General features: G+C 59.7%; 14 protein-coding genes. 6 read left to right on the top strand and 8 right to left on the bottom strand.

The window, feature by feature from the left end; translation table 11 throughout:
- Nucleotides 1-147: 147 nt before the first annotated feature.
- Genes fruB through fruA form a run of 3 tightly spaced genes read left to right on the top strand, consistent with a single transcriptional unit; the run spans nucleotide 148 to nucleotide 3973 of the window.
- Entirely contained in the window at nucleotides 148-1263 is a 1116-nt protein-coding gene (gene fruB, locus ACTG2W_RS02835) for a fused PTS fructose transporter subunit IIA/HPr protein (RefSeq protein WP_106843353.1), read from the top strand.
- Nucleotides 1263-2252: a 1-phosphofructokinase gene (pfkB, locus tag ACTG2W_RS02830; protein WP_106843354.1), complete on the top strand. Its 990-nt coding sequence runs from the start codon at nucleotides 1263-1265 to the stop codon at nucleotides 2250-2252. Before fruB ends, pfkB begins: the two co-directional genes overlap by 1 nt.
- A complete protein-coding gene (gene fruA, locus ACTG2W_RS02825; protein ID WP_106843355.1) occupies nucleotides 2249-3973 on the top strand; it encodes a PTS fructose transporter subunit IIBC in 1725 nt (574 codons plus the stop codon). The genes pfkB and fruA overlap by 4 nt, the downstream gene beginning before the upstream one ends.
- Nucleotides 3974-4081: 108 nt before the next feature.
- On the opposite strand, the gene ACTG2W_RS02820 is transcribed toward fruA, so the two are convergent.
- Nucleotides 4082-4333, bottom strand: coding sequence for a DUF1289 domain-containing protein (locus tag ACTG2W_RS02820; protein ID WP_106843356.1), 252 nt, complete (start codon nucleotides 4331-4333; stop codon nucleotides 4082-4084).
- A 150-nt stretch (nucleotides 4334-4483) separates the two neighbouring features.
- Here ACTG2W_RS02820 and mltA point away from each other — a divergent pair, with 150 nt between their 5' ends.
- Complete coding sequence (gene mltA / locus ACTG2W_RS02815; RefSeq protein ID WP_106843357.1) at nucleotides 4484-5635, top strand: murein transglycosylase A; 1152 nt, start codon at nucleotides 4484-4486, stop codon at nucleotides 5633-5635.
- Nucleotides 5636-5752: 117 nt separating this feature from the next.
- On the opposite strand, the gene yfaE is transcribed toward mltA, so the two are convergent.
- The 5 genes from yfaE to ubiG all read right to left on the bottom strand — a co-directional run bounded on the left by yfaE (nucleotide 5753) and on the right by ubiG (nucleotide 11589).
- Nucleotides 5753-6076 carry a class I ribonucleotide reductase maintenance protein YfaE gene (gene yfaE, locus ACTG2W_RS02810; RefSeq protein ID WP_181281607.1) on the bottom strand — a complete coding sequence of 108 codons (324 nt, stop codon included), beginning with the start codon at nucleotides 6074-6076 and terminating at the stop codon, nucleotides 5753-5755.
- Entirely contained in the window at nucleotides 6073-7206 is a 1134-nt protein-coding gene (nrdB, locus tag ACTG2W_RS02805; protein WP_005336708.1) for a class Ia ribonucleoside-diphosphate reductase subunit beta, read from the bottom strand. The genes yfaE and nrdB overlap by 4 nt, the downstream gene beginning before the upstream one ends.
- 80 nt (nucleotides 7207-7286) lie before the next feature.
- Nucleotides 7287-9554, bottom strand: coding sequence for a class 1a ribonucleoside-diphosphate reductase subunit alpha (gene nrdA, locus ACTG2W_RS02800; protein ID WP_201937808.1), 2268 nt, complete (start codon nucleotides 9552-9554; stop codon nucleotides 7287-7289).
- Between the two features lie 623 nt (nucleotides 9555-10177).
- Nucleotides 10178-10873 carry an HAD family hydrolase gene (locus tag ACTG2W_RS02795; protein WP_128835737.1) on the bottom strand — a complete coding sequence of 232 codons (696 nt, stop codon included), beginning with the start codon at nucleotides 10871-10873 and terminating at the stop codon, nucleotides 10178-10180.
- A complete protein-coding gene (gene ubiG / locus ACTG2W_RS02790; RefSeq protein ID WP_058058173.1) occupies nucleotides 10873-11589 on the bottom strand; it encodes a bifunctional 2-polyprenyl-6-hydroxyphenol methylase/3-demethylubiquinol 3-O-methyltransferase UbiG in 717 nt (238 codons plus the stop codon). The genes ACTG2W_RS02795 and ubiG overlap by 1 nt, the downstream gene beginning before the upstream one ends.
- A gap of 198 nt (nucleotides 11590-11787) precedes the next feature.
- Here ubiG and gyrA point away from each other — a divergent pair, with 198 nt between their 5' ends.
- Nucleotides 11788-14535: a DNA topoisomerase (ATP-hydrolyzing) subunit A gene (gene gyrA, locus ACTG2W_RS02785; RefSeq protein ID WP_043170192.1), complete on the top strand. Its 2748-nt coding sequence runs from the start codon at nucleotides 11788-11790 to the stop codon at nucleotides 14533-14535.
- A gap of 118 nt (nucleotides 14536-14653) precedes the next feature.
- On the opposite strand, the gene ACTG2W_RS02780 is transcribed toward gyrA, so the two are convergent.
- Complete coding sequence (locus tag ACTG2W_RS02780; RefSeq protein ID WP_335827218.1) at nucleotides 14654-16051, bottom strand: alpha-amylase family protein; 1398 nt, start codon at nucleotides 16049-16051, stop codon at nucleotides 14654-14656.
- A gap of 262 nt (nucleotides 16052-16313) precedes the next feature.
- Between ACTG2W_RS02780 and ACTG2W_RS02775 the strand changes: the two genes are divergently transcribed.
- The gene (locus ACTG2W_RS02775; RefSeq protein WP_005345370.1) at nucleotides 16314-16469 is read left to right on the top strand and encodes a hypothetical protein; all 156 of its coding nucleotides are present in this window, start codon (nucleotides 16314-16316) and stop codon (nucleotides 16467-16469) included.
- Nucleotides 16470-16583: 114 nt separating this feature from the next.
- On the opposite strand, the gene ACTG2W_RS02770 is transcribed toward ACTG2W_RS02775, so the two are convergent.
- Complete coding sequence (locus ACTG2W_RS02770; protein WP_106843362.1) at nucleotides 16584-17639, bottom strand: PA0069 family radical SAM protein; 1056 nt, start codon at nucleotides 17637-17639, stop codon at nucleotides 16584-16586.
- Between the last annotated feature and the right edge of the window lie 12 nt (nucleotides 17640-17651).

Below are 17651 nucleotides of genomic sequence, written 5' to 3'. Positions count from 1 at the left end.
CAGCCTGTCAGCAACGAAGAGACCCAGTGGCCTGAAAATCAGGCACCGATCACAGACAACCGCGATCGGGTCTATTGTCAGCTGGCGAGTTACTCGAATGTTCAATTGTGATCTACCGGCGCGGCCGGAACCTGATGGAGAGTCTCTATGTTGAAGTTGGCGCGAGAGCAGATCTTGCTGGGGCAGACGGCGGTGACCAAGTCGGACGCCATTGCCCTGCTGGCAGGCAAACTGACCGAAGCCGGTCTGGTGGAAGCGGGCTATGTGGATGGGATGCTGGCCCGCGAGGCGCAACACGCCACCTACCTTGGCAGCGGCATCGCCATTCCCCACGGCACCACCGACACCCGCCATCTGGTGAAGAGCACCGGCGTCATGGTGGCCCAGTTCCCTCACGGCATCGAGTGGGATGAGGGGCAGATTGCCTACGTCGCCATCGGGATTGCAGCCAAGTCTGATGAGCATCTGGGCATTTTGCGTCAGCTCACCCATGTGCTGGGTGATGAGCAGGCGGCAGCCCAGCTCAAAGAGGCCACCGATGCCGACACCATCATCAATATCCTGACCGGCGCCACTGCCGCCAAAGAGGTGCAATACCTGACCCTGGCCGACTTCCCGGCCGATGATCGCGACCAGCTGTTGCTGGGGGCCGCCGCCCGCGCCAAATCCGCCGGTTGGGGCGATGCCGCCATGGTAAGCGCGCTGCTGGCAAGCGAACCGGCCTATCTGGGCGAGGGCATCTGGCTGGCCCGCGCCAATGTTCAGCAAACAGCATCGGCCCAGACCGGCTGGGTACTGGCCACCCCGAGCAGCGAACTTCGCGCAGGGGAGCTGCCGGTCAGTGCCATGCTGCTGCTGTGCGCTGCAGATAGCGGCCATCTGCCGCAGCTGGAGAATCTGGCCAAACTGGCGGCTGCCGGTCAGCTGGCGACGCTGGCGGGCGGCGAGGGACTGGCCATGTTGCAAGCGGGCCCCGCGAGCGGTCTTTCCGAAACCTTCACCATCATCAACCCCCACGGCCTGCACGCTCGTCCCGGTGCCATGCTGGTCAAGGTGGCCAAAGAGTTTGCATCCGATATCCGGGTTGCCAATCTGGATGGCAGCGGCGAGGCGGTCTCCGCCAAGAGCCTGATGAAGGTGATCGGCCTTGGCGTCAAGTGCGGTCACCGTCTGGCATTTCGCGCCGAAGGGGCAGATGCCGAAGCGGCCCTCAAGGGGATCGGTGAGGCCATCGCCGCAGGTCTCGGCGAGGGGGCGCATTGATGAAGATTGTTACCATCACCCTCAATCCGGCCCTTGATCTCACTACTCGCCTCGAGGCAATGAGCCTGGGCGAGGTCAATCTGGTGAGCGAGGCCAACCTGCGTGCGGCGGGCAAGGGGATCAACGTTGCCATGGTGCTCAAGGATTTGGGCCGCGAGGTAGGCGTCACCGGCTGGCTGGGCGCTGACAATGAGCAGAGCTTTGTCTCCCTGTTTGCAGAGCGGGCGCTGGATGATCACTTTGTCCGTGTCGCGGGCAGCACCCGCATCAACGTCAAGATCTCCGAGCAATCCGGTCGGGTCACCGATCTCAACCTGCCGGGGCTCACCATCCAGCAAGGGGAGGTGAGCGAGCTGGAGCAGACCATCGACCAATTGGCTGCGCATGCAGAGTGGTTCGTGCTGGCGGGCAGCCTGCCCAAAGGGGTGGCCCCCGATTACTGCGCCCATCTGATCCGCTTGCTCAAGGCCAAGGGCAAGCAGGTGATCTTTGATTGCAGCGGTGCAGCCTTAAGCGAAGGGATCAAGTCGGCGCCGACCTTGGTCAAACCCAATCTGGAGGAGCTGAGCCAGTGGGCAGGCCGCCCCATCGAGACCCTGAGCGAGCAGGCCGAGTGTGCCCGCGCGCTGCAGGCAAGCGGCATCCCCAACGTGGTGATCTCCAACGGCGCCGACGGACTGATCTGGTTTGCCACAGATGCCGTCTGGCAGGCCATTCCGCCGCGGATGCAGGTGGTCAGCACGGTCGGTGCTGGCGATTCCCTGGTGGCCGGTCTTGCCCATGGTCTGAGCCTTGGCTGGACGCCGGAGCAGACCCTGCGGCTGGCCACCGCCGTCTCGGCCTTGGCGGTCAGTCAGGTGGCGGTCGGCTTTGACGATATCAATGTGCTCAACCCTTTACTTGAACAGGTGCGCGTAGAGCGTCTGGATGCGCTGGCACCGGTTCAGTGCAATACCCCCTCAATGGAAAACTCAGGAGATGCCCAATGAAAGCAATCTTGGTTACGGCTTGCCCGGCGGGCATTGCCACCAGCTTTCTCGCTGCAAAACGGATAGAACAGCAGGCCAAACTGGCTGGCTGGGAACTCACCCTCGACGTCGGCTCCAGCGTGCAACCGCGCCAGATCCCCTCAAAAGAGCAGATTGCCGCCGCCGATTTGGTGCTGGTTGTCGCCAGTGCCCCGGTGGATCTCGCTGCCTATGATGGCAAGCGGGTCTATCAGGGCAGCATGGATCTCGCCCTGCAGGATCCGGCTGCCTTGCTGGAAGCAGCCGCCAGCGGCGCCTGCCTCTATCGCCATCAAGCCGCGCCTGCTGCCGCCAAATCGGCCGCCGCTGGCAAGCGCATCGTGGCAGTGACAGCGTGCCCGACTGGCGTTGCCCACACCTTTATGTCGGCAGAAGCGCTGGAGACCATGGCCAAACAGCTGGGTTATCAGATCCGCGTCGAGACCCAAGGCTCGGTCGGTGCCCAGAATGCCCTGACCGCCGAGGAGATTGCCGCTGCCGATCTGGTGTTCCTCGCCACCGATATCGAAGTGGACATGGCGCGTTTTGACGGTAAGCCGGTCTATCGCACCAGCACCGGCGCTGCGCTGAAGAAAACCCGCGCCGAGCTGGACAAGGCTTGGAGTGAGGCGAAAACCTATCGCCACAGCGGTGCCAGCCAGCCCAAGAAAGAGGAAAAAGCCGGCCCCTACAAGCACCTGCTGACCGGTGTCTCCTTTATGTTGCCGATGGTGGTCGCGGGCGGTCTTATCATCGCGCTCTCGTTCGTGTTCGGTATCGAAGCGTTCAAGGTGGAAGGCACCCTGGCTGCTGCCCTGATGAAGATCGGTGGTGGCTCCGCTTTCGCCCTGATGATCCCGGTGCTGGCCGGTTACATTGCCTACTCCATCGCTGACCGCCCGGGTCTCGCTCCCGGCATGATCGGCGGCATGCTGGCAAGCTCGCTGGGCGCCGGTTTCCTTGGCGGTATCGTGGCCGGTTTCCTGGCCGGTTACAGCGCCAAGTACCTGAGCGACAAGGTGCGCCTGCCGACTACCCTGGAAGCGCTCAAGCCCATCCTGATCATTCCGCTGTTTGCCAGCCTCTTTACCGGCCTGGTGATGATCTACGTGGTGGGTGGCCCGGTGGCCGGCATCATGAATGCCATGACCACCTTCCTCAACAACATGGGCTCTGCCAACGCGGTGCTGCTGGGTGTCATCATCGGCGCCATGATGTGCTTCGATATGGGCGGCCCGGTCAACAAGGCAGCCTACGCCTTCGGTGTCGGCCTGCTGGCCTCCAAAACCTACGCCCCGATGGCAGCGGTGATGGCTGCTGGTATGGTGCCGGCACTGGGGATGGGGATCGCGACCTTCTTGGCCCGCACCAAGTTCATCAAGGCGGAGCAGGAAGCGGGCAAAGCCTCCTTCGTGCTGGGCCTGTGCTTTATCTCCGAGGGGGCAATCCCGTTTGCCGCCAAGGATCCGATGCGGGTCATCCCGGCCTGCATGGTCGGCGGTGCCCTGACCGGTGCGCTCTCCATGCTGTTCGGCTGTGAGCTGATGGCACCCCACGGCGGTCTGTTCGTGCTCTTTATCCCGCATGCCATCAGCAACGTCATGATGTATATCGTGGCGATTGCGGCAGGCTCGCTGCTGACCGGTGTCTCCTACGCCATGCTCAAACGCGGCGAAGAGCAAGCCAAACTGGCCACGGCATAAGCCTTGCCACCCGGCAACACGTCATAACCAAGAGCGGCCTGCGTGCCGCTTTTTGTTTTGCCGGTGATATAGGTGAGTTGTGAGGTGGGGATTGCAGGTAGGCTGAGTTTAAAAATCCCAGCCGGGTTGTGTTTGCGGTTCATTGAGCGCGCCTTCCTGTGCCTTGCGCCGCGCAGCCTCAACCCGCGCCTTGCGGTTGCGGCACAGGCGCATCACCTCTTGTTGCTGGGCAGGGGTCATGGTGAGCCAGTTGAAACGCTCTTCGCGATTGCGCAGGCACCCCTTGCAGTAGCCTTTGTTGTTCACTTCGCAGACCCCGATGCAGGGGCTCTGCAGCGGGAATATTTCGAGCTGTTCCATCCATCACCTCGCACATCCTGTCACCTTGTTATAACCCAGCGGACCCCCTTTGGAGAAATCCTGCTTCAAGTGATTGATGTCGTTTGCTTTCCCCCTGCAAATTTGGCATCTTCCCCGCCGAGCATGGCTCTTGGCGTTATATGAGGACATATGAACAAACACGCGTACTGGCTGACCGCCGCAGTGCTGGGACTGGCCGGTTGTGCGGGCAACTCTGACAAAGCAGAAGTGCCCAAAAAACAGACCGACAACAGATGCTTTCTTAACTGCGAGGTGCCGGAAAATCTGGGCAAGCAGTATCTGGACGGGACCTTGCCAGAGGATCTGGTGAGGGTGGAGCGGGTCAATAGCCGTGCGCGTGCCGACTACAGCAAGTTTGGCCCGCAAAGCAGACTGGTATTGGAGCGCTCCGGCAAAATGACCCGCCGTTATGGCGAGCTCTATCACCAGCTCTCCCGCTGGGTGGCGGGCGGCGGCAATCCTGCCGACATCACCCGTTACGGTATCAGCCTGGCTCAGCTGGGCGGCGCCGATCGCATGGGTAACGTGCTGTTTACCGGTTACTACTCGCCGGTGCTGGAAGTGCGCCACCGCCCTGATGCCAAGTACAAATATCCCATCTATGCCATGCCCAAATGTGGCGGCCGTTGTCCGACCCGGGCCGAGATCCATCAGGGAGCGCTGGCCAACCGAGGGCTGGAGCTGGGTTACAGCAAATCCCTTATCGATAACTTCCTGATGGATGTGCAGGGCTCGGGCTTTGTCCACTACGGGGATGACGGTCGGCTGCAATATCTGGGCTACAGCGGCAAGAACGGCCACGGTTACGTCAGTATCGGCCGGGTACTGATCGACCGCGGTGAAGTGCCCAAAGAGCAGATGTCGATGAAGGCCATCAAGGAGTGGGCCAACCGCCAGCCGGAGGAGAGCGTCAAGGAGCTGGTGGAGCAGAACCCCTCCTATGTCTTCTTCGAGCGTCGACCCACCAATGACGTGATCGGCGCCGCCGGTATCCCGCTGCTGCCGCTGGCGGCCGTTGCTGCCGACAAGACCCTGTTGCCGATGGGGACGCCGATCCTCGCTGAAGTCCCTTTGCTCGATAAAGAGGGCAACTGGACCGGCAAGCACCAGCTGCGGCTGTTGATTGCGCTGGATGTGGGCGGGGCGGTGAAGAAGGGCCACCTCGATCTCTACCACGGTATGGGTGAGAAGGCCGGTGTCGCGGCCGGTCACTACAAGCACTTTGGCCGGGTCTGGAAGCTGGGCCTGCACCACGGGCCGACCGCTGCCCCCTGGTTGTAATCCTCTGAGGGGGTGGGCGTCTGTCATCGGGCGCCCGAGCAATGTGAAGAGACAAAAAAAGCCGCCGGATTGCTCCGGCGGCTTTCTATTTTGTGAGAGTGGCAGCTGGTGGCTGCGTCAGCTTTTCTGGATATCCAGCCGGATAGCGCCGACCGGTTTGCAGCAGCAGGGGAGGCACTCCCCCTGGGCGACAAATGCCAAGGGCACCGCAGGATAGTGCACCTTGCCAGCCATCAGCGGAGTGCGGCAGGCGCCGCAATAGCCGCTGCGACACTGGAACTCCACATGATGACCGTGGCGCTCCAGGGTCTCCAACACGCTTTCGCCGGGATGGGCGTGCAGCACGGCACCATCCCGGGTATGTACCCGTGGTGCCACGACCGCCTGCTGTTCAGCAGCTGCGTGCGGGGCAGGGGGCAGCGTGTTGGTGGCGTCACTCACAGCTCGAAATCACCCAGGTCGTCGGCATTGACTTCGCTGTCGATCTGACCGACCAGATAGGAGCTGACCTCTACCTCTTGCGGGGCGACCTGCACGTTGTCGGATGACAGCCAGGTGTTGATCCAGGGGATCGGGTTTTGCTTGGTGCCGGCAAAGGCTGGCTGCAGGCCGACTGCGCTCATGCGCAGGTTGGTGATGTACTCCACATACTGGCAGAGGATATCCTTGTTCAGGCCGATCATGGAGCCGTCCTGGAACAGGTACTCGGCCCACTCTTTCTCCTGAATGGCCGCTTCCTTGAAGATCTCGAAGCAGGCCTGTTCGCACTCGGCGGCGATCTCGGCCATCTCCGGGTCATCCTGGCCGGTGCGCATCAGGTTCAGCATGTGCTGGGTGCCGGTGAGGTGCAGCGCTTCGTCGCGGGCGATCATCTTGATGATCTTGGCGTTGCCTTCCATCAGTTCACGCTCGGCGAAGGCAAAGGAGCAGGCGAAGCTGACGTAGAAGCGAATTGCCTCCAGCGCGTTGACGCTCATCAGGCACAGATAGAGCTTCTTCTTGAGCTCGCGCAAGGTGATGGTCACTTCGCGGCCCGCGACGGTGTGGGTCCCTTCACCGTGCAGGTTGTAGAGGGCGGTCGCTTCGATCAGGTCGTCGTAGAAGTGGCTGATGGAGCCAGCGCGCTTCAAGATCTGCTCATTGGTCACGATGTCGTCGAACACCTGGGCGGGGGTGTTGACGATATTGCGGATGATGTGGGTGTAGGAGCGAGAGTGGATGGTCTCGGAGAAGGCCCAGGTCTCAATCCAGGTTTCCAGCTCCGGAATGGAGACCAGCGGCAGCAGGGCCACGTTGGGGCTGCGGCCCTGAATGGAGTCCAGCAGAGTCTGGTACTTCAGGTTGGAGATGAAGATGTGCTGCTCGTGAGGCGGCAGGGCCTGATAGTCGATGCGGTCACGGGAGACATCCACCTCTTCCGGGCGCCAGAAGAAGGAGAGCTGCTTCTCGATCAGCCGCTCGAACACTTCGTGCTTTTGTTGATCATAACGGGCTACGTTGACCGATTGGCCAAAAAACATCGGCTCTTTGAGCTGGTCGTTTTGGGTTTGGCAGAAAGTTGAATAGGCCATGGTTACCAGAATATGTGAATAGAGAAAACAGGAGAGCGGGAGCTTCATGCTCCCGCCCGGTTATCAGTTCTTGTCGTGACTTAGATTTTGCAAGCCCCGCCAGCGCAACCGTCATCTTGCAGATCGGTCTGGGCATCGTCTGCACCATCACGGGTGTTGTGATAGTACAGGGTCTTGAGGCCGTATTTGTAGGCGGTCAGCAAGTCCTTGAGCAGCTGTTTCATCGGGACCTTGTTGCCTTCGAAACGGGCAGGGTCGTAGTTGGTGTTGGCGGAGATCGCCTGATCCACAAACTTCTGCATGATACCGACCAGCTGCAGGTAACCGTCAACGCTCGGTTGCTTCCAGAGCAATTCGTATTGATCTTTCAGGCGATCATACTCGGGCACCACCTGTTTGAGAATGCCGTCTTTGGAGGCCTTGACCGACACCAGGCCGCGCGGCGGCTCGATGCCGTTGGTGGCGTTGGAGATCTGGCTGGAGGTCTCGCTCGGCATCAGGGCGGTCAGGGTGGAGTTACGCAAGCCCACGGACTTGATCTCTTCACGCAGACTTTCCCAATCCAGATGCAGCGGCTCGTTGCACAGCGCATCCAGATCCTTCTTGTAGGTGTCGATGGGCAGGATGCCCTGAGCATAGGTGGTCTCGCCAAACAGCGGGCAGGGGCCGAACTCGCGTGCCAGCTGCACGGAGGCTTTCAGCAGGTAGTACTGGATCGCCTCGAAGGTGCGGTGAGTCAGGGCCAGACCTGAGCCGTCAGAGTAGCGGGCACCGTTCTTGGCAAGGTAGTAGGCGTAGTTGATGACGCCGATCCCCAGAGTACGACGACCCATGCTGCCCTTCTTGGCGGCGGCAATCGGGTAGTCCTGATAGTCGAGCAGGGCATCGAGGGCACGCACGGCCAGATCGGCCATCTCTTCCAGATCTTCCAGCTTCTCGATGGCACCCAGGTTGAAGGCGGAAAGGGTGCACAGGGCGATCTCGCCACTCTCGTCGTCGATGTTGTTGAGCGGCTTGGTCGGCAGCGCAATTTCGAGGCAGAGGTTGGACTGGCGTACCGGCGCCACGCTCGGGTCGAACGGGCTGTGGGTGTTGCAGTGATCGACGTTCTGGATATAGATGCGACCGGTACCGGCACGCTCTTGCATCATCAGGGAGAAAAGGTCTACCGCTTTCAGGGTCTTCTTGCGAATGGCCGGATCCTGCTCGTACTTGACGTAGAGCTCTTCGAACTTGTCCTGATCCGCGAAGAACGCATCGTACAGACCCGGCGCATCGGACGGGGAGAACAGGGTGATGTCACCGCCCTTGATGAGGCGCTGGTACATCAGCTTGTTGATCTGCACGCCGTAGTCCATGTGACGGACACGGTTCTCTTCCACGCCGCGGTTGTTCTTCAAAACCAGCAGGCTTTCCACTTCGGTGTGCCACAGTGGGTAGAACAGGGTGGCCGCACCGCCGCGCACGCCGCCCTGGGAGCAGCACTTCACGGCAGTCTGGAAGTATTTGTAGAAGGGGATGCAACCGGTGTGGAACGCCTCGCCGCCACGGATGGGGCTGCCCAGACCGCGGATGCGACCAGCGTTGATGCCGATACCGGCGCGCTGGGAGACGTAACGCACGATGGAGCTGGCGGTGGCGTTGATGGAGTCCAGGCTGTCGTCGCACTCGATCAGTACGCAGGAGCTGAACTGACGGGTCGGGGTGCGCACGCCGCTCATGATCGGGGTCGGCAGGGAGATCTTGAAGGTAGAGACCGCATCATAGAAGCGCTTGATGTAGTCCAGACGGGTATCTTTCGGGTACTTGGAGAAGAGGCAGGCCGCTACCAGGATGTAGAGGAACTGCGGGCTCTCGTAGATCTCGCCGGTGACACGGTTTTGTACCAGATACTTGCCTTCCAGCTGCTTGACCGCCGCGTAGGAGAAGTTCATGTCGCGCCAGTGATCCATGTGCGCGTTCAGCTCTTCGAATTCAGCCTGGGTGTAGTCTTCCAGCAGGTGCTTGTCGTACTTGCCCATGTCCACCAGACGAGCCACGTGCTGGTAGAGGTGGGGCGGTTCGAACTGGCCGTAGGCCTTCTTGCGCAGGTGGAAGATGGCCAGACGGGCTGCCATGTACTGGTAGTCTGGGGTCTGCTCGGAGATGAGGTCAGCCGTCGCCTTGATGATGGTTTCGTGAATGTCGGCGGTACGGATACCGTCATAGAACTGGATGTGGGATTTGAGCTCTACCTGGGAGACCGACACGTTGTCGAGCCCTTCGGCGGCCCAGTCCAGCACGCGGTGAATTTTATCCAGATCGATGGGTTCTTTGTGTCCGTTACGCTTCGTCACAAACAAGTTCATTGGCTGATGACCTTCAGTTGATTCCCGAAAAACCATCGCACAATGGCGCCACCCAGGCCCCGGCGGTGTGCGGGAGTTGGGTAGAGATTGTGCGATGAATCACAAGATGTAGTGTTATTTTAAGTTCGAGCTACAAGATAGTGAGGTCGGCCCGCCATTGCAATGTGTGGATAAGTGACGAGCTGTGGATAAATTGTGAGTCTTGCCCCATCAGTTAGTGACCGCTCACAGTGAGCGGGTTTTCATTCGTCCGCTTCGCTAAATGCAAGTCTCCCGATCGAAGATGGAAAATTTAAATAACTTTTTTTGCTTGCGAAACGGGGGGCTTTTTACTAGCAAACGGCGGCTGATTATCCCTTATGCAACAAGGGTCAAAAGCTGTCCAGTTGTCGCAGCCGCGGGCTCAGCGTGGCAAGGGCTTTGCATTAGACGATGGTGGTTTGTGGCCGTTTTGTGACGGTTTCGAGCTTGTCAAATAGGTATCCAACAGGCAGAAAGCTGCCTTTATTATCCATGAATAGACGAGTGATGGTGGCGCAGGACGCAGGAGCGTAAAGGAAAAGATGCAAGGGGCGGAGAGTCTCTTCGCCCCGTTATCGCATATCAGCCGGTAAGGCTGCGCGTTACGCTTTGGCCGTCAACTCATAGCGCAGCCAGTGGTGCAGGGCTTGCACGGTATCAAAGTGCAGATCAGCGCCCCACTGGGCGGGATCTTCCTCATCATTGAGATAGCCCCAGCCAGCGACCGCGGTGCGCATGCCGGCGTTGCGGCCCGCTTCGATATCCCGCACATGATCCCCCACATAGAGGCAGTGAGCCGCCTCGACCCCCAGCTTCCCACAAGCAAAGAACATGGGGGCGGGGTCGGGCTTGCGTACCGGCAGGGTGTCGGCGCTGACGGTGACGCCGCAACTGGCAAGCTGTGGCAGGGCTGCCAGCAGTGGCTCGGTGAGAAAGCCCGGCTTGTTGGTGACGATGCCCCAGGGGAGCTGTTTCTCGTCGAGCCACTCGATAAGATCCACCATTCCCTCATAGGGACGGGTACCGACGCAGAGATTGGCCGCGTAGTAGTCGAGCAAGGCATTGCGCAGGCGCGTGGCCCCCAGCTCTTCAAGCAGTTCGTCGCCGAGGCCCGCTTTCAGCAGCCCGAGCGCCCCGTGGGAGGTGGTCTGACGAATAATGTCGTCAGAGAGCGGCGCAAAGCCTTCGCTGATCAGCACGTGGTTGACGGCGGCACCCAGATCCGGGGCTGTGTCGAGCAGGGTGCCATCCAGATCGAACAGCACACAGCCAAGGGGCTGCGGGTGAGAGGCGCTCATCAACCGTGCTCCGGGCGGACAAACTCCACCATATAGTTGACGTCGACATTCTTGCCGAGCTTGAAACTGTTGGAGAGCGGTGCATAGTGCACCCCGCTCATATCCCGCACCAGCAGGCCAGCTGCTTCACCCATGCGACACAGTTCGGCCGGGGTGATGAATTTTTTGTGATCGTGGGTACCCTTGGGCACCATCTTCATCAGGTATTCGGCCCCGATGATCATCATCAGATAGGATTTGGGGTTGCGGTTGATGGTGGAGACGAACACCCGGCCGCCCGGGCGCACCAGGGTGGCGATGGCGCGCAGCACGGAGGCGGGGTCCGGCACATGCTCCAGCATCTCCATGCAGGTGACCACATCATACTGGCCCGGCACTTCGGCGGCATGGGCTTCGGCAGTGATCTGGCGATATTCGAGCTCGACACCCTGCTCAAGGGCGTGCAGGCGGGCGACGCCGAGGGGTTCCTTGCCCATGTCGATGCCGGTGACCCTGGCGCCACGGCGGGCCATGCTCTCGGAGAGAATGCCGCCACCGCAGCCGATATCGAGCATGCGCTTGCCAAACAGACCGCCACTTTTGTCGGTGATCCAGTCAAGGCGTACCGGATTGATTTGATGCAGGGGTTTGAATTCACCTTCCATGTCCCACCAGCGGGAGGCGATGGCTTCAAACTTGGCGATTTCTGTCAGATCGACATTGGCATCACTGTTCATTTTTCGAAGATCCTGTGGCAGGGCGCCCGCTTCTGAGTCATGGGCGCAATCTATTGTCCTGGCGGGCATTATAACGGACGGACTTTGTCACACCAGCCCGATCTGATACCCGATTTGTGGCTTAAGGTATTTGGCTCAGTGTGTTACTATGTCGCGCTGTTTAAGCCAAAGAACAACTAATTAGGGATAAGGCTTTCTATGAGCGATCTGGCCAGAGAGATCACGCCGGTCAACATCGAAGAAGAGCTCAAGAGTTCCTATCTTGATTACGCCATGAGCGTGATCGTAGGACGAGCTCTGCCGGATGTGCGTGATGGCTTGAAACCGGTTCACCGCCGCGTTCTGTTTGCTATGAACGAGTTGGGGAACGACTGGAACAAGCCCTATAAAAAATCGGCCCGTGTGGTCGGTGACGTAATCGGTAAATATCACCCGCACGGCGATATCGCTGTGTATGACACCATTGTCCGGATGGCGCAGGATTTCTCCATGCGTTACATGCTGGTCGATGGTCAGGGCAACTTCGGTTCAGTCGACGGCGACAGCGCCGCGGCGATGCGTTATACCGAAGTGCGGATGGCCCGCATCTCCCACGAGCTGCTGGCCGATCTGGACAAAGAGACCGTGGACTGGGTGCCGAACTATGACGGCACCGAGATGATCCCGGCGGTCATGCCCACCAAGGTTCCCAATCTGCTGGTCAACGGCTCCTCCGGTATTGCTGTGGGCATGGCGACCAACATTCCGCCTCACAACCTCACCGAGATTGTCAATGGCTGTCTGGCGCTGATCGAAAATGGCGACCTCACCATTGATGAGCTGATGACCTACATCACCGGCCCGGATTTTCCCACCGGCGGCATTATCAACGGTCGTTCCGGCATCGTGCAGGCGTACCGTACCGGTCGTGGCTCCATCTATGTGCGGGCCAAAGCTGAAGTGGAAGTGGACGAGAAGACCAGTCGCGAGACCATCATCGTTCACGAGATCCCCTATCAGGTGAACAAGGCTCGACTGATTGAAAAGATCGCCGAGCTGGTCAAAGAGAAGAAGATCGAGGGCATCAGTGCCCTGCGCGATGAGTCTGACAAAGACGGCATGCGCATCGTTATCGAGATCAAGCGCGGCGAGTCCGGCGAGATTGTGCTGAACAATCTCTACAAGCACACCCAGATGCAGACCACGTTCGGCATCAACATGGTGGCGCTCGATAACAACCAGCCCAAGGTGATGAACCTTAAAGAGATCCTGGATGCGTTCCTGCTGCACCGCCGTGAAGTGGTGACTCGCCGGACCGTGTTTGAACTGCGCAAGGCGCGGGATCGGGCGCACATTTTGGAAGGTCTGGCGGTTGCGCTGGCCAACATTGATCCCATCATCGAGCTGATCCGCCACAGCGCGACCCCGGCCGACGCGAAAGCGGGCCTGGTTGCCAAGGGCTGGGAACTCGGCAACGTGGCTGCCATGCTGGAAAAAGCGGGCGACGATGCGGCACGGCCAGAGTGGCTGGAGCCCGAGTTCGGTATCCGTGAAGGTCAATATTTCCTGACCGAACAGCAAGCCCAGGCCATCCTTGACCTGCGTCTGCACAAGCTGACCGGCCTCGAGCACGAGAAGATCCTGGAAGAGTACCAGTCTCTGCTGGATCTGATTGCCGAGTTGCTGCACATCCTGGCGAGCCCGGCTCGTCTGATGGAAGTGATCCGCGATGAACTGCTGGCTGTGCGTGAGCAGTATGGCGACGAGCGTCGTACCGAAATCAGCATGTCCAGTGCCGAGATCAACATCGAAGATCTGATCACTCCGGAAGACGTGGTGGTTACCCTGTCTCACCAGGGCTATGTGAAGTATCAGCCGCTCTCCGACTACGAGGCCCAGCGCCGCGGTGGTCGTGGCAAGTCGGCCACCCGGATCAAGGAAGAGGACTTTGTGGAGCGTCTGCTGGTGGCCAACACCCACGACACCATTTTGTGCTTCTCCACCCGTGGCAAGGTCTACTGGCTCAAGGTTTACCAGCTGCCGGAAGCCTCCCGTGGTGCCCGTGGTCGTCCGATCATCAACCTGCTGCCGCTGGAAGAGGGTGAGCGTATCACCGCTATCCTGCCGGTGAAGGAATATGACGCCGAGAAGTATGTCTTCTTCGCCACCGCCAACGGTACCGTGAAGAAGACCAGTCTCTCTGACTTCAGCCGTCCGCTCTCCTCCGGTATCCGCGCCATCAACCTCAAAGAGGGCGATGAGCTGATCGGGGTGGATATCACCGACGGCAGCAACGAGATCATGCTCTTCTCCGACGCGGGCAAAGTTGTTCGCTTCGCGGAAGGCAGCGGTCGCGCCGATGCCGATGTCAGCGATGACGTTGAAACCGACGACGATGCCGGCAATGACGATGATGGCAGCGACAACGGCGAAGGCACCGAAAGCAAGGGTACCTTCAAGGGTGTGCGTCCGATGGGTCGTACCGCAGCCGGTGTGCGTGGCATCAAGCTGGGCGCCGGTGACAAGGTGGTTTCCCTCATCGTTCCGCGCGGCGAAGGTGCCATCCTCACCGCCACCGAGAACGGTTACGGTAAACGGACTGCGTTGGCCGAATACCCGACCAAGAGCCGTGGTACCCAGGGCGTTATCTCCATCAAGGTGGATGAGCGCAACGGCAAGGTGATCGATGCGATCCAAGTCGAAGATACCGACCAGATCATGCTGATCACCAACGGCGGTACTCTGGTGCGTACCCGTGTTGCCGAGGTGAGTGTCATTGGCCGTAACACCGGCGGTGTCCGTCTGATCCGTACCGGTGAAGACGAGACCGTGGTGGGCCTGCAGCGCATCGCCGAGAGCGACGAAGACGAGAACGACGCTTTAGCCGTTGACGGTGAGGTATCTGAAGGTACCGATACCGCGACCGGCACTGATGCGGTCGATGCAGGGGAAGCGGGCGACGAGTAATCGTCACCTGTTACCCGAGCAACGTCTCTGATCAAAAAGAGCGACCCTGGTGGTCGCTCTTTTTATTTGTCTGCTTTTTATGACAGGCAGCTGAAAGTCGGGCAGGGGGCTGGCCTGATCACTCCTGCAGCCACATTCTGGCGCTGCGGGCGGGAATGGCGACCCGTACCCACTGACTCTGCACGTTGACTACGGCCCCTTGATCGAGCACGTCCCGATAGTTGCGATACCAGTTCATCTCGAACCTGGCGGTATCGATCCAGTACTCCTGCTCATAGTCGCACTTGTTGATGCCGACCAGCCCCTGTTTGCCCCGTTTGAACAGCACGAAGCAGTCACCGCTGCCGATCAGCTGCATGGGTTGACCCTGCACCGCATTGTGGAAGCGGATCATCCCCTTGAGATCGGCGCGCTGGTAGTAATCCTGCCAGCGCAGTCCATCCTTGACCTGGGTCTCGCCGTGATCGGAGTAGACCAGCGGCGAGCCACCATCGCGGCCGAGCAGGTAGGCATAGGCCAGCTTCTCGTCAGTCTGGCTCAGGATCTGATAGCGGAAGCCGTCGTTGGTGGGGATGTCATGGGTCACGGCAAAGGTGACGGCACGACTGCCCGGTAGCGCCTGACCATAGGCGCCCGGATCCGCCAGCAGGTTCATGCTGCCACCGTAACTGAACGCGCCGCGCAGGGAGGCAAACAGCGGAAAGTCATAGGCTCCCTGGCCGCTGCTGTCGAGGTAGGGTTTGAGGAAGTGCTCGTAATCGGCGCTGCCTGCGCCCCCTGTGGTGATCACCTCGCCAAACACGTGCATCCCCTGTTTGATTTCGGGGGTGAACACGGCATTGATCTGGTAATCGCTCATGTGCTTGACCGCATCGACCCGAAAACCCTTGATCCCCATCCCCTTGAGTGCCTTGAGATAGGCCTGTTGCTGGCTTACCACCCAGTTGTTGGGATCCAGATCCGGCAGCCCCTTGTCACCGGCACCACCACAGAGTCGCCAATACTGGACATGACCCGGATCGCTCCAGTCGCTGATGCACCCTTCCGGATGAAAATCCTGACCGGAGAGGAAGTTTTGCCCCAGATCGCCAAACAGTTTCTGGCGCTCGAAATAGGCCGGGTTGCTGGCGTAGCTTTGCAGCAGCTCGTTGCCGGGATAGTTGAGGTCTTGGCGTTTCCAGCTTTCGTTGGCCATGTGGTTGAGCACCACATCGGCATAGACGGCGATGCCACGTGCCTTCATGGCGGCGATCAGCTGCTCGAGATCCTGCTTGTTGCCAAGAGGGGAGTCGACAAGGCGCAGATCCTGCGGCTGGTAACGGGCCCACCATTCGTTGCCTGATGACTTGAGAGGCGGCGAGATGAGTACCTGTTTGTAACCGGCCGACTTGATAAGGTCGGCTTTGGCAGTCACTTCACTGTACTTCCAGTTGAAGGCGTGCAGTATGACGTCGGCGTGCGCCAAGGGGGCGATCAGGATGCCTGCGATCGCCCATATTCCCGCTGTGTGTTTCATTATTGTGTCCCTGTTTTTATAGATGCCTGAATGGGCAACCCAGCTTTGGCGGGAACAGGGTGGGTTGCAATCCACAACCTGCAGATTTGTGACCACTTTCAGGATGATTTCGCCGATTATGTGAGCTATTTCGGCTTTTCCTCGCCACCGCCAGTTGTCTTTTTACAAGTGATTTTTTTGTCATTTCCCTGTCATTCCCAGCCGTTATCCTGCCGAGCGAGTGGTGCGTTGTTGCCATCACCTTCACCGTCAGGAGCTGCATATGACCAGTTGGATCACGTGGGAAATTTGGTGGAGCCGGGTATGGGGCGAGTCAGAGGTGCCGCTGTATGAAGAGGATGAGCACGAAGTGGCTCATGAACCCTCGCGACTACCGGTTGAAATGGTGCAGCAGGGTCGGGATCAGCGCGCAGGCTAAGGTGTTAGCCCTCTCTTTACCGGGTAGCGCTTTCTTGTCGCGACAGGCTTTCCTCTCAACCTATTGGCAGGCAAGGGTTGTGCATCTGATGTATGCAGGGCGTAAAAGGGGGGATTAGAAGAGCGACAGCTGCTCCCCGGGGCGGATAAACCCATCAAGCCTGAGCTGAATATGGCGTTTGCCCAGATCAAGGCGCTTGCAGATAAGGCGAAAGCGCTGGGCCAGCAGATCGGCAAAGTGCCCCTCACCGCGCATGCGGGTACCGAAGGCGGTACTGTTGAGCCCGCCACCGCGGCTGGCTCGCAACTGATTTAAAATAGCCTCCTTCTGGCCCGGGTAGTGGGTATCGAGCCAGTCCCCAAATAGCGGCGCCAGTTCGTGGGGTAACCGCAGCAGGATGTAATCGGCGCAGCTGGCGCCTGCCTCGGCAGCCGATTTGATGATCTGCTCCAGCTCCGGCTCATTGAGCCGCGGGATCATGGGGGCGGCCAGTACTCCCACCTGCACGCCAGCGCTGGCCAGCTTCTCGATCACTTTCAAGCGGCCGGCGCCCGTGCTGGCGCGGGGCTCCAGCTGTCGCCGCAAGGCTTCATTCAAGGTCGTCACCGATACCATCACCTGACACAGTCCCTCTCTGGCCAGCTCGGTCAACAGATCGAGGTCGCGCAAGATCATGGCGCTCTTGGTAATGAGCCCGACCGGATGGCGGTGGGCCAGCATCACTTCCAGCAACTGCCGGGTGAGGCGATAGCGCTGCTCGATGGGTTGATAGGGGTCGGTATTGGCGCCAATGAAGATGGTCTGTGGCTGATAGGCAGGTTTGGCAAACTCCCGGCGCAACAGGTCGGCTGCATTGCGTTTGGCAAACAGCTTGCTCTCGAAATCAAGGCCGGGGGAGAGCTCCAGATAGGCATGGCTGGGTCTGGCATAGCAGTAGATGCAGCCATGTTCGCACCCCTGATAAGGGTTGATGGAGCGACCAAAAGGCACATCTGGCGAGCTGTTGTAGCTGATGATGCTGCGTGCATCGATCTCCCGCACCTCGGTGCCAGGCACAGAAGGAGTGAAGGTGGCATCCCAATCGGACGATTGCCAGCCGTCATCAACCGCTTCGACAAGGGGGCCGCTAAAACGGTGATCGATATTGTGGGGGCTGCCTCGTCCTGCCATGGTGTTCACCGA

The organism is Aeromonas sp. 96A (assembly GCF_051919165.1).
In the GTDB taxonomy this organism is placed as follows: Bacteria; Pseudomonadota; Gammaproteobacteria; order Enterobacterales; family Aeromonadaceae; genus Aeromonas; species Aeromonas veronii.
The sequence above is the reverse complement of the archived record's forward strand: the minus strand, read 5'-3'. Positions and strand labels throughout refer to the sequence as shown.

Excerpts from the sequence above, each read along its gene's own strand:
- nrdB (WP_005336708.1), bottom strand. The coding sequence starts at position 7,206 with ATGGCCTATTCAACTTTCTGCCAAACCCAAAACGACCAGCTCAAAGAG.
- fruA (WP_106843355.1), top strand. The coding sequence starts at position 2,249 with ATGAAAGCAATCTTGGTTACGGCTTGCCCGGCGGGCATTGCCACCAGC.
- mltA (WP_106843357.1), top strand. The coding sequence starts at position 4,484 with ATGAACAAACACGCGTACTGGCTGACCGCCGCAGTGCTGGGACTGGCC.
- ACTG2W_RS02820 (WP_106843356.1), bottom strand. The coding sequence starts at position 4,333 with ATGGAACAGCTCGAAATATTCCCGCTGCAGAGCCCCTGCATCGGGGTC.
- ACTG2W_RS02775 (WP_005345370.1), top strand. The coding sequence starts at position 16,314 with ATGACCAGTTGGATCACGTGGGAAATTTGGTGGAGCCGGGTATGGGGC.
- ACTG2W_RS02770 (WP_106843362.1), bottom strand. The coding sequence starts at position 17,639 with ATGGCAGGACGAGGCAGCCCCCACAATATCGATCACCGTTTTAGCGGC.
- pfkB (WP_106843354.1), top strand. The coding sequence starts at position 1,263 with ATGAAGATTGTTACCATCACCCTCAATCCGGCCCTTGATCTCACTACT.
- ACTG2W_RS02780 (WP_335827218.1), bottom strand. The coding sequence starts at position 16,051 with ATGAAACACACAGCGGGAATATGGGCGATCGCAGGCATCCTGATCGCC.
- ACTG2W_RS02795 (WP_128835737.1), bottom strand. The coding sequence starts at position 10,873 with ATGAGCGCCTCTCACCCGCAGCCCCTTGGCTGTGTGCTGTTCGATCTG.
- nrdA (WP_201937808.1), bottom strand. The coding sequence starts at position 9,554 with ATGAACTTGTTTGTGACGAAGCGTAACGGACACAAAGAACCCATCGAT.
- fruB (WP_106843353.1), top strand. The coding sequence starts at position 148 with ATGTTGAAGTTGGCGCGAGAGCAGATCTTGCTGGGGCAGACGGCGGTG.
- gyrA (WP_043170192.1), top strand. The coding sequence starts at position 11,788 with ATGAGCGATCTGGCCAGAGAGATCACGCCGGTCAACATCGAAGAAGAG.
- ubiG (WP_058058173.1), bottom strand. The coding sequence starts at position 11,589 with ATGAACAGTGATGCCAATGTCGATCTGACAGAAATCGCCAAGTTTGAA.